Source organism: Bacillus sp. LQ01, from assembly GCF_057624735.1.
In genome coordinates this window covers 1336991-1351433 of record NZ_JBYEZL010000002.1, presented here as the reverse complement: position 1 = coordinate 1351433, position 14443 = coordinate 1336991, and the positions used below count along the sequence as shown (strand labels likewise).

The following is a 14443-nucleotide window of genomic DNA, read 5'->3' as shown; positions in this document are numbered from 1 at the left end:
CCACTTATTTTTCCTTTAATACACTATGTAATCGATCCGGATAATTTGTAAACATTCCTGTAGCACCCCATTTGATTAACAGTCTCATATCGGGTTTCTCATTAATTGTATAAGGGTGAATTAACAGTCCATTTTTCCTAGCCATTTTCATATATGACTCATCAATAATTAGTTCTCCGTTATCATTACGTAAGTTTGGTCCAATACCAGCTGCATACTTTTTAATTTCTTGAAAATCATCATTTGTTACACTTTTCGGTTCATGTGTAATACCAGACCATTCAACAATTTCATTGTTTTCATTTGGATAATACCAAAGCAATTGAACTAACGGAATATTTTCATTCATACTATGAATCTTTTTCAAACTATCTTTACTAAATGATTGAATCATAACACGGCTAGAAGACATGTTTTGGCCTACTAAATTATATTTTTGTAACAACGCCAACAATTTCTCTTCCATTCCTGGATACACATCTGGTGATTTTGTTTCAATATAATACTTCATACTTCTTCCATACTTTTGGAAGATTTCTTCAAGAGTTGGAACCTTTTGCCCAACATACTCTTGCTTAGCCTTTTCTGGATACGCTTTATTAAACCATGATCCAGCATCTAAACTCTTTATTTCGCTTAACGTTTTATCTCGTACTTCGCCTGTTCCATTTGTAGTGCGATCAACTGCTGTATCATGCATTGCAATTAATTGGCCATCCTTTGTTAATTGAATATCTAACTCTAAATAATCCGCTTTCATTTTTTTCACTAGATCATAAGAAGCAAAAGTATGCTCAGGTGCATGTCCACTTGCTCCGCGATGTGCAATATTTAAAAACTTATTCGTATTCCATTCATGCTTTCCTTCTGCTTTCGCATGAACAGCTCCCCCAGCAAAGATGCTTCCTGTCATAAAGAAAATAACTAAAACGCTAATAATCTTTCTCATCCTTCAAACCCTTCCTACGTTGCAAATTTCAACAAGCTAATGAGATTTACACGAAATAGAAGACACACTTTCATTATTTTTATAAACCTATATTAAAATTCCAATCTTACAAATGTTTTCTATATTATTAATATAGAAAACTAGTATTATCCTATTTAATTTCTATAGCCCTCCTTTTCACATGTAACTCCCTATTTTGTACGGTTCATTCAATAAAAAAAGCCATAAATTATTTAGAATACACTCCTGTATCCCTAAATAAATTTATGGCTTTTCTCAAATATCTCCGGCCTCTATTAACTTGTCGAATTTAATCATATCAAACCTATTGAAATTTGTGAATATTTTTTTCAGTACAGTGAAGTACATAAAACAATATTTCTGTAGTTACTTAAAAATCACATAATAAATTTCTCATTACCTCTTCCAATACTATATCTGGATTTACTACCGTTTTTTCCGAACGCCATCCGATAAAGCCATCTGGTCTAATTAATACAGCACCTCCATTCTCTATACCATATAATTTGCTAAAAATATCTTCTGGAACAATAAAGTCTCCACTTAAGCCAACACGATACCCTTTTAGATGTATTCCTAATTTAGCTGAAACAGCATGTGCTGCCTCAGCCCAAGAACTATTTTCTACTCCTGTAAGTAATACAAAACTGTTACCGAATAAGTCTAATGTAGAAACTTTCTTCCCCTCATACGTTCCCCATAAATGTGGCGCTCGCGTTCCAGGTCTTCCGTTCAACTCTATGCTATCCATTCTATGCGGAGTGACTGAATCATCTATAATCGCCTCTGAACAATACTGATATCCAACTGTAACAGCTAAACCATCCATATTATTCAAACTGCCTTCCTCTCTATTCGCAGCACGAAACAGTAAACTACTTGCATAAGCTGTCGTTAATTTTGCAACAGAGTGTCTCTCCTCATGATATGTTTCTAACAATTTTGGTTTTGCCTTCCCTTTTATAACAGCCGCTAATTTCCAAGCTAGATTGTGCGCATCTTGTATTCCTGTATTTGAACCAAATCCTCCTGTTGGCGGCATAATATGTGCAGAATCGCCAACTAAAAAGGTTCGATTTCCTTGAAATTTCACCGCTGTACTTTCAGCGGCTTCCCACGGTAAAACACTTAATATTTTTGATTCAACATTTGTACTTCCAATTGCTATTTGAATAATTTGTTTACAACGTTCTATAGTGAAGTCCTCTAGCCCCTCTCCTTTTAATGGATCGTAGGCTACATGATAAATCCATTTTTTTACGTTATCAACCGGGATAAGTGCACCAAGAACCTCCGGATGAAGTACCATCGAAAAACCGAATGCATCTCCTTGTATAAACTCACTTAAATCAGCTTCAAAATAAATATTCATATAATAGCCACCAATGGTTCCACGACCCTCAGTTTTAATCCCTAACTGCTCACGTATTTTACTTTTCGCTCCATCCGCTGCAATTACATAGTCACAATGTATGACACTTTCTTTTTCTGTTTCACGATTTCGAATCGTTGCTTTTACCCCGTTTTCATTTTGTTCAAATGAAACTAATTCATGATAAAAAGATAGTTGCTCGCCTAATGTTTTCGCTTCTTGTAACATCATCTCTTCTAAAATAATTTGATAACACGCAGTTTGTTTTGATGGACTAATCTTTTCTATTTTTTGAAGTAACTCTTCATCGTTTCCGTATTGCGTCGCTCTCATTTGTTCCAATTCTTCTTTATTCGCCTCAGCTATTGTATGAACCGCTATTCTTCCTCTGCAGTTCTCTAATGCTTTACCTGCCAATTTAATTCTTTTTTCCAAGCCTAATTCTCGAAATAACTCCATTGTACGTAAAGTAAGACCGCCTGCTTTCGGATGAATGGCAGTAGACGGATGCCTTTCAATAAGTAAGTACTCAATATTATGTTTTGCAAGAAATAACGCAGACGCTAACCCAGATAATCCCCCTCCAACAATTAAAACTGGTACATAATTCGATTTCATATATTTACCCTCCACATCATTGTTCTGAGCTCAGTGACATAAATATAATCAAAAAAAACATTAAAATATAGACTTATATTTCATTTTGAATTATCATATAAATAGATTACGCCCCAAAATTCCTTTTACCTTTTCATACATCTATAATCCACCTGAATTGTGTCTGTATGAAAGTGTAAAACAAAAGAATGTACTTTACGTTGAACCATGTTCTATCGTAAAAATCAAAAATAATACAAACATTATAAGCGGTCGTAACCTTATGGATTATACAAGGTTACGACCGCTTATTTTATTGTTACATCATTTTTTGTTTTTAAAACTTCATCTATTGTGTTATGTAATCCTTCCAATCCCTTTTCTATCTCCCTATAATTTTCAACAATAAAAAATTCATTCGTCTCGATTTTCTTTCTCAATATTGCACCTCATGCAACAATCATGTAGCATTACCGTATCGAAGTAATGGTTCATCATCTTAAACCTTTCGACTAATTACCTGGAGGCAAAGTGATTGAAATGAATAAACAAGAACAATTAAATATTATAAAAAAAGATTTTATTGATTCTCAAAAAGTATTATTGGCAATTGGTGATGAAACACGTCAAGCTATTTTATTAGTGCTAATGGAAACGGAATGTCAAACCGGATTACGTGTAGGAGAAATTACGAAGCAAACACACCTTTCCCGTCCAGCAGTATCACATCACCTTAAGATTTTACGAGAAGCTGGCATTATTTTAATGAGAAAAGAAGGTACAAAGAATTTTTATTATATTGATATACGTACAAAATTAGGTTTATTAAAAAATCTTGTATTAGATATTGAGAAGCTATTGCAAAACTTTTATTAAAACTTGGAGGTATAAGAAATGAAAGCAATGATAATTGATAGATATGGAAAAGTCCCAATGCGTATGGCAGAGGTACCTACTCCTGAAATTAATGAGTATGAAGTGCTCGCAGAAATTCATGCAGCTAGTATTAACCCAATTGATTTTAAAATACGTGATGGAAAAGTTAAAATGTTACTGAAATATGAAATGCCTCTAATCCTTGGGAATGACTTTTCCGGTGTCATCACGAAGGTTGGATCAAAAGTGACTCGTTTTAAAGTCGGTGATGAAATATATGCTCGTCCAAGAAAAAATAAGATTGGTACTTTCGCGGAGTATATAGCCATTCATGAAGATGATATTGCTTTAAAACCAAAAAATCTAAGTTTTGAGGAAGCGGCTTCGATTCCACTCGTTGGCTTAACATCATATCAAGCATTACATGACATCATGCAATTACAAAAAGGTCAAAAGATTTTAATTCACGCTGGATCCGGTGGTGTTGGTACTTTCGCAATTCAGTTAGCAAAAATAATGGGTGCCATTGTTACAACGACTGCTAGTGAAGCTGGTGCAAATTTAGTAACGTCTCTTGGCGCAGATGAAATTATTAATTACAAAACAGAAAAATTTGAAGATATACTACAAAATTATGATGCGGTATTTGATACAATCGGCGGTGCAACACTTGAAAAATCATTCAATATTATAAAAAGCGGAGGAAACATTGTTTCCGTTTCAGGTATGCCGAATGCTCGCTTCGGTAAAGAATTTGGTTCAGGATTCTTTAAAACTCTCTTATTTTCATTAGCCAGCAAAAAACTTACTGCACTTGAAAAAAAGCATAATGCTCAATATTCATTTTTATTTATGAAGCCAAGCGGAGATCAATTACGTACTATTGCAAACTATATTGAAGCCGGAAAAATCAAACCGGTAATTGATCGAGTCTTCCCTTTTGAAGATGCGCAAAAAGCAATGGAATATTCAGAGTCTGGAAGAGCAAAAGGAAAAATAATTGTAAAAATTAAATAATAATAAAACCTCCATTTTCTTAAAATGGAGGTTTTAAATTTGCTGTTAAATAGACATAGTGCAATGAAGTCCTTACAATAGATTGCAAGGGGAAATATTATATTATACTTTTAGTTAACTTTACAAAGAATACATACGTACAAATACATAACTTAAAATACAAAAAGGAGGAGATACAATGACTAAAAATAATGAAACAGGTTGGAATTTAGATAATAGTTATACGACTTTACCACAATCATTTTATACAGAAATCCCCCCTACTCCCGTAAGTTCACCGGAGTTAGTTAAACTAAACCATTCATTAGCGATATCTCTTGGCTTGACCCCTGAAGAACTGAAAAAGGAAGCTGAAATTGCTATTTTCGCTGGTAATGCACTCCCAGAAGGAGCTCATCCATTAGCTCAAGCATATGCTGGCCATCAATTCGGACATTTTAATATGTTAGGCGACGGTCGTGCTCTTTTAATTGGCGAACAAATTACTCCTTCAGGTGAGCGTTTCGATATTCAACTGAAAGGTTCTGGCCCTACTCCCTATTCACGCCGAGGAGATGGCCGTGCTGCACTCGGTCCGATGCTACGTGAATATATCATTAGTGAGGCAATGTATGCACTTGATATTCCGACTACTCGCAGTTTAGCAGTTGTCACAACTGGTGAAGCAACATATCGTGAAACAAAGTTACCTGGAGCAATTTTAACTAGAGTAGCTAGTAGCCATATACGCGTCGGTACATTTCAATATGCTGCAGCTCGTGGTTCAATAGAGGACCTGAAATCACTAGCTGACTATACGATAAAAAGGCATTACCCAGAAATTGAATCCCATGAAAACCGATATACTGCATTACTACAAGCAGTCATTAAAAGACAAGCTAGTCTTATCGCAAAATGGCAACTTGTTGGATTTATTCACGGTGTAATGAACACTGACAATATAACGATCAGTGGCGAAACAATTGATTACGGTCCTTGTGCATTTATGGACAATTACGACCAAGGAACCGTATTTAGCTCTATTGACACACAAGGTCGTTATGCATATGGAAATCAACCATATATGGCCGCATGGGATCTCGCACGACTAGCAGAATCTTTAATACCGATTCTGCACGAAGATGATGAAGAAGCACTAAAAATCGCTCAAGACGAAATTTCGAAATTTAGCGTACAGTATGAAAACAATTGGTTCCTTGGAATGAAAAAGAAATTAGGACTATTTAGCAACGAAGAACAAGATCAATCACTTATTGAGCAACTTTTAAAAATGATGGAGAAATATAAAGCAGATTACACTAATACATTCCGTTCATTAACTCTTGATACGTTAGAAAATATCCCTCTATTCGATAGTCCTGAATTTAAAGAATGGTACAAACTGTGGCAATCTCGATTAGAAAAACAAGAAGAATCGAAAGAAAACGCCTACGAGATGATGAAAAATAATAACCCATCAATCATCCCGAGGAACCACCGTGTAGAAGAAGCACTAGAAGCAGCTGTTACAAATGACGACTATAGCGTAATGGAGAAACTTCTTGAAGCTTTATCAAATCCTTATGCGTATTCTACAGATCAAGAAGAATACTGCATTCCGCCTGCACCGACGAATCGCCCTTATCGTACTTTTTGTGGGACTTGATTAAAAATTTGTTTTTATTTTAACCCAAAATTTATTAAGTTAACTATTAATCACAAACTTAAAAGTTGCTTTCAATATTGAAAGCAACACATTTAGTATCCAACCTTAAACAAGTCACAAATTATAATTTGTGACTTGTTTAATTACCCACGTTCAATAGAAGGTTTGTTTTGCAGGCATCGTTGTATCTTCAGAGACAGCATATGGATTTTCATTAGGTTTTATAATTATAAACGTTCCACCATATCCACTGTGAGCTAATTTATTGCAAAGACCTTCTACCATAAAACCCCATAACTCCAGCTGCTATTCCCATTATAGATAATCCAAGTTTTTTCTTTATTTTAATGCTTCTTTTTCAAATATTCTCTTTTTTATTTCATAACTCATAAAAAAATACTTTTCTGCTTTTTCTATATTACCTACTTTATGAAACTCTAATGCCAGACTTTCAGTATATTCGTGAATATACTCCGATAAATTTTTTCTTTCAAAGTAAGAAAAACCTTCAAGAATAATTTTTTCTATTTTTTCTACCTCTAAATGCTGACAAAATCCCTTTAGAATTAAAAAGTGATATCTATATTCATCATTTTTTAATTCCTCACAAACCTTCAATCCACTTTCAATTAATTCCTTCGCTTTTTCTATTTCACCTAATTTATAATATTCTCTTGCCTCTAAAAAGATTGCCTTATAATGAGTAGGCATTTTTTTAGAAACCTCAGATAAGTGTCTAATTGCTAAAACTGAAAGATTTTGACTCGCATACAATAAACCTAAATTATGTCTGATTCTTAATACTAACATTTCTGCATCATTTTTTTGTAAAATGTTTATTGCTGACGCAATATATTCCTCACCTTTATCATGCTGCTTTAATTCCGAAAAAGATAATCCTAATATATTTTCGCACAGCGCTATGTTCACTTCATACCCTGCTTGTTTAACAAAGATATCTCTTGCCTTTGAAGCGTATTCAATAGCTGAATATGCGTAATGCAAGTGGTATTTTAATATAGCAACTCTATAATTAAACTCTGCATATTCAATTTCATCTGAAATATGCTCTAATAACCCTTCAGCTTTTTCAAAATAGTTGCTAGCTTCACTATAATTAGTAAGAATTGTATAATGAATGGCTTTGAATAAATAATAATAATAATTAGAATATTCATCATTTGGTTTAGGCAATGCATCTATTTTATCAAAAGCTTTTTTCAAATTACCTAAACCATCTATTAGCACTTTATATCGAAATTCTAACAGATAATAGTGAAATGAAACCTTTATATCTGATTCGATAATATAAAGCTTTTTATCGATCTCTTCTTTTAATTTTTTTGCTTCACTTATACGTTGAGCTCTAATATCTCGATACCAATCATTCAGCATCTTATTAATTAATTCATTGCCAGTGATTTGTATATTCATCAAATCCACTCTCCTTCTTTTAATTATCATAAAAATAACATAATTCGATTATTTATATCTATCTATATATATATTTCTCAACAATTGAACGAAATTCATTCACTGAATTTTGTTCAATATTTTAATAGACCCGCTGTAAATATGAATACTTTTTCTTATAACCTCTGAATATGAGTATCCTTAAAATCCGTCTCATATTTCAATCCATATCCAAACATTCGATCCATTCCAATATGTGCTGTCCATATTAAGCCAATCATTATAACGATATCCATCTTAAAATAGACACCTATTAGAACAATTAATATGGATATGATATATGTGTGACATACATTATATATTTTCGCACCAACGTGATTATTAATCCCATATGCTAACATTGATAGATCCGGCGCTAAAAGGAATACAAAAAATATAATCCAACTAAACTCATATATCGAATACATATAAATCGTGGCTAAAAATACAACCATTCCTTCAAAATGTACAATACGTTTTTGCATTATTTATCATTCCTATTTTTCTATATTTATTGATACATTTTCATCGCTGAAAGTATTCTTTGTATTTTTTGACCAGATGGTTGCTAATATTGGCCCTGCAATGTTATGCCATACTGCCGCTAATACACTTGGGAGTGCAGCAACCGGTCCAAAATGTGCTGTCGCCAGCGCAACACCTAAACCTGAATTTTGCATTCCTACTTCTATTGAAATAGCCCTTCTTGTCCCTTCGTCTAGTCCAAGTACGAACGCAGTTATATATCCGAGCAAAAAACCGAAAGCATTATGGAGCATCACCGCAATAAAGATAAGAAGTCCTGAAGAAGTAATGCTACTTACATTTGCTGAAACAACTGCAGAAACAATTATGATAATTGCTACAACTGATATTAAAGGAATAACAGTCATTCCTTTATTAACGATATGAGGGAAAAACTTTTTCACTACTAGTCCTAAAATAATAGGCACAATAATGACTTGTACGATAGAAAGAAACATGGACATAGCATTTACTGGCATCCATTGCCCTGCAAGTAATAGTAGAATGAGCGGTGTAGCAATTGGTGCTAGTAACGTTGATACTGAAGTCATTGCAATAGACAACGCTAAGTTCCCTTTTGCTAAATAAACCATAACATTTGATGCAGTGCCACCCGGTACTGAACCGAGCAACACTAACCCAGCTGCTAATTCCGCTGGCAGATTCATAACGTAGGCTAGTACGTATGCGACAAGTGGCATAATAATAAACTGAGCACATACACCGATAATAACTGGTAATGGTTTTGTAGCTATGATTTTGAAATTAACAGCCTTCAATGTTAATCCCATCCCAAACATGACAACCCCAAGTAAAATCGTTATGTAACTAGTTAACCCGAGAAATGGCGCGGGAATGAAATATGCAATAGCTGCAATACAAATAACCCAAAATGCAAAATACTTTCCAGCTATATTACTTATCGCTTCTAGTACTTTCATCCACTCAGCCCCTATCTTTTAATTGAAACACCTTTTTCGGATTCAAAATATTTTGCGGATCAAGAACTTTCTTTATTTTCTCCATTACAAATAATGCCGCCCCATGTTCTTCTTCTTGATACTTTCGTTTCCCGATTCCAACGCCATGTTCTCCTGTACACGTTCCTCCTCGTTTAAGAGCATACTGAACGATACTTTCATTTATTTCGTCTGCCTTCTTCACTTCCTCCTTATCATTTGTGTCAATCATTAAGAGTACATGGAAATTCCCATCCCCAACATGACCGAGAATACCGCCAATAAGCCCTACTTTATGTAATACCTCTTTCGCATGTTGAATCGCTCCAGCTAATTCCGAAATTGGTACACATACGTCTGTACTCATTAGCTTTTTACCAGGATAACTATGCACGTAAGAGTACGCTAAGTTATGTCTTGCATCCCACAGCTTATTTCTCGCTGCTGTTTCCGTCTCAAACGCAATTTCTATACATTTATGATCAAGAACGATTTCTTTCGTAAATTCAATATCTTGCTTTAACCCTGCTTCATTGCCGTGAAACTCTAAAAACAGTGTCGGTTCTTCTCTGTAACTTGTTTCATTGTAATAATTTACTTGTTTCATAGATAATTCATCAACGAGTTCAATTCTCGCGATTGGAATACCTGCTTGTAATATGTTAATTACAGCTTCTACTGCATCATTTATAGTTGGAAACGATGCCCTCGCAGCCATAACATGTTCTGGTATACCGTATACTTTTAAAGTTAACTCCGTGAAACATCCAAGTGTTCCTTCTGAGCCTACGAAAATACCATTTAAATGATAACCTGACGATGACTTCGCTGCTAAATTCCCGGTATGTATTACTCCTCCATCAGCAAGAACGACTTCTAAATCTCGAACTTGATCACGCATTACCCCATACTTTACCGCTGTCGTTCCGCTCGCATTTGTAGCAGCCATTCCTCCTAACGTTGCATCAGCTCCTGGGTCTACACTAAAAAATAATCCATACTTTTTCAATTCTTTATTAAGCTGAGAGCGCGTCACCCCTGGCTGTACTCTCACAAGAAAATCCTTTTCTCTTATTTCAAGTATTTTGTTCATAAGAGAAAAGTCCATTGTAATTCCTTTTTCGTAAGGAATTACATGTCCCTCTAGACTGGACCCTACTCCAAATGGAACGACAGCTGTTCCGTGCTGAATCGCTATTTTCATTATCGCGCTAACTTCTTCGGTCGTTTTTGGAAAAACAACTACATCAGGTAAACTACTACTATGGTAAGATTCATCTTTACTATGTAACTCTCGTACTGTCATATTTATTACTACTCGATCTTCAGGAAGTATGCCTTTTAATTCATTTACTACATGTTCAATTGTTATTTCCATAATCAACTCTCCTTTTTAATTTTAAAACAAGTATACCATCTTTATACAAAATAATTAGAAAAATAAGATTATTAAACCTGAACATACAAAAAAGAACCTGCAGCACACGCTACATGTTCTTTTTCACTACATTTTAAACGATTTCTTTATTAACAACATAAACCAAATTAAAGTAACTGCCATCAACGAATGAGAAAATCCTACAATATAAGTTAACCCTTTAAAGTCAGCTCCATTTAACTGAAGAAGCCCTCTCGCTGCTAGCGAACCTAACATTAATGTTAATGCAATATTATGTAAAACAAACCACTTATTAAACCCTTGCACTTCATGAAACGCGAATACTTTTGCTAATCCTAAAGCAATTAAAAAGAAGAAAAAGCCAAGTACAAGTGTATGCGTATGCAAAAGATTTAACAAAGTAGACCCTAAAATCCCTTTATACTTACCATACTCCCTAGCGAAAATCCCTGATAATAAACCGATAATCAAATACGTAAACGATGCATTATATAATTTCTTCATTATGTACCTCCTTGAGTAGAATGTATAGTGTGTCATATTTAGTAATAATGATAGTTATATAGTAAAAACTCCTAGTCACCTAGGAGTCATTGTATAAGCATCTCACTCTTTACAATTAATCCTAATTATAAGATATCTCTCTATACAAAACAAACGAACTTTATGTGAACAAACACCCCCATTAAAATATGTTGCACTTTTGTTTTACACAATCCATACTAATTGTTATAACTTTTTAAAGGTGGTGTAATTATTGATAGTTCTTGAAACTGAACGTCTTAATCTTCGCTGGTTTGATATAAAAGACGCTCCTTTTATTCTTGAGTTAGTAAACGATCCTGCATGGATTCAGTTTATCGGTGACAAAGGAGTTAGTAACTTAGAAGATGCAAAAAATTATATTGTAAACGGTCCCATCGATATGTATAACAAACTTGGATTCGGCCTTTACTTAGTAGAACGAAAAAAAGATCTCACTCCACTTGGTATGTGTGGCCTTATTAAAAGAGATTCATTAGAAGACGTTGATATCGGGTTTGCCTTTTTAGAGACATTCCGTTCAAAAGGATATGGCTACGAGTCAGCTTCTGCGATAATCGAATACGGTGTACAAAAGCTCGGCATGAAACGAATTGTAGCAATTACTTCTGTAGATAACATCGCCTCAGGAAAGCTTTTAGAAAAAGTAGGATTACGATTTGAGAAAATCATTTCAGATTCAGGAGAAGATTTAAAATTATTTGGGTATAACGCATAGTAAAGAAGGTCGCCGTGAATGGTGACCTTCTTTACTATTTTACTGATCTCGTCATAATACTTTTAGTTCCATTTATAGTTTTGCAGTAATTCTTGTGATTATCACTATGCCTTTCATATCACATTTTTTGGGAATTCATAGAAATAAAACTTTCACATTTAAATAAATTATATTAATATGTCAAATAAAGGAAGCGGGAATAAATGGAACAACCGCTATTTTTATTAGTTCTTCAATTCATTGCATTCATATTAATCATTTGTATCGTATATGGAATGTTGTACAATACCGTATTAAATTTAAATATGCCTAAATGGACTGCACATATAGTAGCTACGGTCTTTTCCCTTGGTATTACCTATCAAGCTTTTATAAATTTTATTTGAAAAACTTTTGTATCAATTACTTCTATTGTTGATGCAGTAAAGCTTTTAGAAAAAGCAGGATTGCAATTTGAGAGGGTTATTTCAAGATCAGAAAACGTAACCATTTTTTATACAGTCTTTCCAGCGCAAAATAGTGAAGAAGTTAGTTCCGCTGAAAGTGTGTTTGCATAAAAAGAAATGAATTTAATTGATGCTACAAAAATTTTATTTTAATTCTGGTTCTATTGTTTGGAATCGTTCTAGGGTAACATTTGTGTGGACTTTAAAAATTTTCATTTGCGCACCAAAATGTTGCGTTAAGTAAAATGTATCACCAGTTATTAAATTTCCAATCTTCCAATCAGGTTGATATGTACTTTCCATGGAACTTTCTAAATCCCCAATCATTATTAAATTGATATATAATGAAGATGAACTACTCAACATTTTCGTTAAAGATAGTCTATCAACCTCTAACTACCTAATGAACTCAAGTAAACACATCTTCAGTCATTTTAAGAGGTACAAAAGGCACCCTTTCGGGTGATTTTTGTATAAAAATTCTATTTTTTTATATTCGATACCAACCACGAACCTTTTTAAAATAATAGTATCATTATGTCTCCTTTTTAGAGATTATTTTTAATTACCTTTAATTTTTTGCACCAGAACCGGAAAATCCCTGACTACTCGAAATATCAACTATCAGGTGCTAATATTCAATAACGCGTACTGAAAATGATTAAACATTTTTATAAACCCGTGGAACATTTAAGAAATCAATTTTTCTCTTATCGAAATTTAATTAGCTTACAGTAATACAGTGGTCATATATTTTTAAGAATAACGGAAGAATATATAGAAATTGCTACAGAAATGTGAAGTTTAATTAATTTAGGAGGAACAAACTTGTTTAATCAGCTTGTAAAAGTTATACCGAACTTATTTACGATTGGAAATTTATTGTGCGGTGTTTTCTCAATCACCTTGAATATGAGTGAATATTTAGGAGCAGCCTCCATTCTCATTTTCTTTTCAGCTGTTTTAGATTTTCTTGATGGAAGAATTGCAAGAAAATTAAAAGTGAACAGTGAGTTTGGCGTAGAATTGGATTCCTTAGCTGATATTGTTAGTTTCGGCGTCGCTCCTGCGCTTTTATTTCATACGATAGCAACACCTTCTATTTTAACTTCTTTGGCATTTATCCTATTCCCAACAATGGGTGCTTTAAGATTAGCTAAATTTAGTATTAAACCAACTATTGGATATTTTAAGGGATTACCTATTCCAGCTGCAGGATTATCATTGGCTGGTATGGCATTGTTTTCATATAGTAATGCATGGATTACTTTAATCCTCGCCCTCTTAATGGTAAGTCCCATTAGGTTTAAAAAATTTTAATGAAGGTCACGCCCAACACCATTAAGGAGCATTTTAAATGGATTTAACGCGTCAATAAGTATAAAAAAGCGGGACAATAATATTAAATTAGGTGCTCTTCGAAAAATTAAAACCTTGTATTTATGGCTATTGGGTTAATCCATCGATATGTTATTCTGAAACGTCAGTCCACTTTTAACAGGAGCTCCCTTTATCAAGAGAGCTCCTGTTCTTATTTCTTCTTCTTTTCTGTCGGTTGGCTTTGTTTAGCAAAATTAGATGAATCATCAAAATTCGGTTGCTTTTTACCAGCATTATTACTTCTACCTTTTCCCATATGTAATGCACCTCCCCTCCCCCTTACTATTCCCAATAAAAAAATTCTCTTGCATCCAAGAGAATTTTAAATTGGGTTCTTATTGATAATACCTAAGTACTTCCAACACTGCCATTCCATAAAAGATGGATCCAATGTTAAATTATTTAATGCTAAAACAAATATTACATTTTCATATTTAACTGGATAATCAATTAATAATCCTAATGTATTTCCTGAATCTGCGACAATTATGATTCCCTTTTCTAACACGTCATCTATAACTTCTTTTAATTATTCTTACCTAGC

17 protein-coding genes are annotated in these 14443 nt (G+C 33.8%); 6 read left to right on the top strand and 11 right to left on the bottom strand.

The window, feature by feature from the left end; all coding sequences use genetic code 11:
- Positions 1 to 4: 4 nt before the first annotated feature.
- The 3 genes from AC22L0_RS19345 to AC22L0_RS19335 form a co-directional block, all read right to left on the bottom strand.
- Positions 5 to 949 (bottom strand): glycerophosphodiester phosphodiesterase, encoded by a 945-nt coding sequence (locus AC22L0_RS19345; protein WP_001226340.1) that lies wholly within the window; start codon positions 947 to 949, stop codon positions 5 to 7.
- Between the two features lie 391 nt (positions 950 to 1340).
- Complete coding sequence (locus AC22L0_RS19340; protein ID WP_000841674.1) at positions 1341 to 2960, bottom strand: FAD-dependent oxidoreductase; 1620 nt, start codon at positions 2958 to 2960, stop codon at positions 1341 to 1343.
- A 287-nt stretch (positions 2961 to 3247) separates the two neighbouring features.
- Positions 3248 to 3379: a hypothetical protein gene (locus AC22L0_RS19335; RefSeq protein ID WP_001227549.1), complete on the bottom strand. Its 132-nt coding sequence runs from the start codon at positions 3377 to 3379 to the stop codon at positions 3248 to 3250.
- Between the two features lie 91 nt (positions 3380 to 3470).
- On the opposite strand from AC22L0_RS19335, the gene AC22L0_RS19330 reads away from it, so the two are divergent.
- The 3 genes from AC22L0_RS19330 (at position 3471) to AC22L0_RS19320 (ending at position 6477) form a co-directional block, all read left to right on the top strand.
- Complete coding sequence (locus tag AC22L0_RS19330; RefSeq protein WP_000571870.1) at positions 3471 to 3815, top strand: ArsR/SmtB family transcription factor; 345 nt, start codon at positions 3471 to 3473, stop codon at positions 3813 to 3815.
- 18 nt (positions 3816 to 3833) lie between these two features.
- Positions 3834 to 4832 (top strand): NADP-dependent oxidoreductase, encoded by a 999-nt coding sequence (locus tag AC22L0_RS19325; RefSeq protein ID WP_000646441.1) that lies wholly within the window; start codon positions 3834 to 3836, stop codon positions 4830 to 4832.
- Between the two features lie 178 nt (positions 4833 to 5010).
- Positions 5011 to 6477, top strand: coding sequence for a protein adenylyltransferase SelO (locus AC22L0_RS19320; protein WP_087965037.1), 1467 nt, complete (start codon positions 5011 to 5013; stop codon positions 6475 to 6477).
- Positions 6478 to 6630: 153 nt separating this feature from the next.
- On the opposite strand, the gene AC22L0_RS19315 is transcribed toward AC22L0_RS19320, so the two are convergent.
- From AC22L0_RS19315 to AC22L0_RS19290, 6 genes are all read right to left on the bottom strand, one after another.
- Positions 6631 to 6762 carry a hypothetical protein gene (locus tag AC22L0_RS19315; RefSeq protein WP_000229164.1) on the bottom strand — a complete coding sequence of 44 codons (132 nt, stop codon included), beginning with the start codon at positions 6760 to 6762 and terminating at the stop codon, positions 6631 to 6633.
- 54 nt (positions 6763 to 6816) lie between these two features.
- Positions 6817 to 7911 (bottom strand): response regulator aspartate phosphatase, encoded by a 1095-nt coding sequence (locus AC22L0_RS19310; RefSeq protein ID WP_001025499.1) that lies wholly within the window; start codon positions 7909 to 7911, stop codon positions 6817 to 6819.
- Positions 7912 to 8066: 155 nt separating this feature from the next.
- A complete protein-coding gene (locus AC22L0_RS19305) occupies positions 8067 to 8414 on the bottom strand; it encodes a DUF4260 domain-containing protein (protein WP_001172065.1) in 348 nt (115 codons plus the stop codon).
- A gap of 12 nt (positions 8415 to 8426) precedes the next feature.
- Entirely contained in the window at positions 8427 to 9395 is a 969-nt protein-coding gene (locus AC22L0_RS19300) for a bile acid:sodium symporter family protein (protein ID WP_087965039.1), read from the bottom strand.
- A 4-nt stretch (positions 9396 to 9399) separates the two neighbouring features.
- Positions 9400 to 10791, bottom strand: a complete 1392-nt coding sequence (locus AC22L0_RS19295; RefSeq protein WP_000406571.1) for an FAD-binding oxidoreductase — start codon at positions 10789 to 10791, stop codon at positions 9400 to 9402.
- A 126-nt stretch (positions 10792 to 10917) separates the two neighbouring features.
- On the bottom strand, positions 10918 to 11316 hold the full coding sequence (locus AC22L0_RS19290) for a DUF2871 family protein (protein ID WP_000737896.1): 399 nt from the start codon (positions 11314 to 11316) through the stop codon (positions 10918 to 10920).
- Between the two features lie 253 nt (positions 11317 to 11569).
- Between AC22L0_RS19290 and AC22L0_RS19285 the strand changes: the two genes are divergently transcribed.
- Together AC22L0_RS19285 and AC22L0_RS19280 are read left to right on the top strand one after the other, a co-directional pair.
- The gene (locus tag AC22L0_RS19285; RefSeq protein WP_000636208.1) at positions 11570 to 12073 is read left to right on the top strand and encodes a GNAT family N-acetyltransferase; all 504 of its coding nucleotides are present in this window, start codon (positions 11570 to 11572) and stop codon (positions 12071 to 12073) included.
- Positions 12074 to 12276: 203 nt separating this feature from the next.
- Entirely contained in the window at positions 12277 to 12459 is a 183-nt protein-coding gene (locus AC22L0_RS19280; protein ID WP_000437513.1) for a hypothetical protein, read from the top strand.
- A 204-nt stretch (positions 12460 to 12663) separates the two neighbouring features.
- Here the strand turns inward: AC22L0_RS19280 and AC22L0_RS19275 are convergent, their stop codons facing one another.
- Positions 12664 to 12846 carry a DUF5065 family protein gene (locus AC22L0_RS19275; RefSeq protein WP_033690255.1) on the bottom strand — a complete coding sequence of 61 codons (183 nt, stop codon included), beginning with the start codon at positions 12844 to 12846 and terminating at the stop codon, positions 12664 to 12666.
- Between the two features lie 501 nt (positions 12847 to 13347).
- Between AC22L0_RS19275 and pssA the strand changes: the two genes are divergently transcribed.
- On the top strand, positions 13348 to 13839 hold the full coding sequence (gene pssA, locus AC22L0_RS19270) for a CDP-diacylglycerol--serine O-phosphatidyltransferase (RefSeq protein WP_000483080.1): 492 nt from the start codon (positions 13348 to 13350) through the stop codon (positions 13837 to 13839).
- A 382-nt stretch (positions 13840 to 14221) separates the two neighbouring features.
- Here pssA and AC22L0_RS19265 read toward each other — a convergent pair whose 3' ends face one another.
- Positions 14222 to 14407 (bottom strand): hypothetical protein, encoded by a 186-nt coding sequence (locus tag AC22L0_RS19265; protein WP_000890300.1) that lies wholly within the window; start codon positions 14405 to 14407, stop codon positions 14222 to 14224.
- Positions 14408 to 14443: the final 36 nt, after the last annotated feature.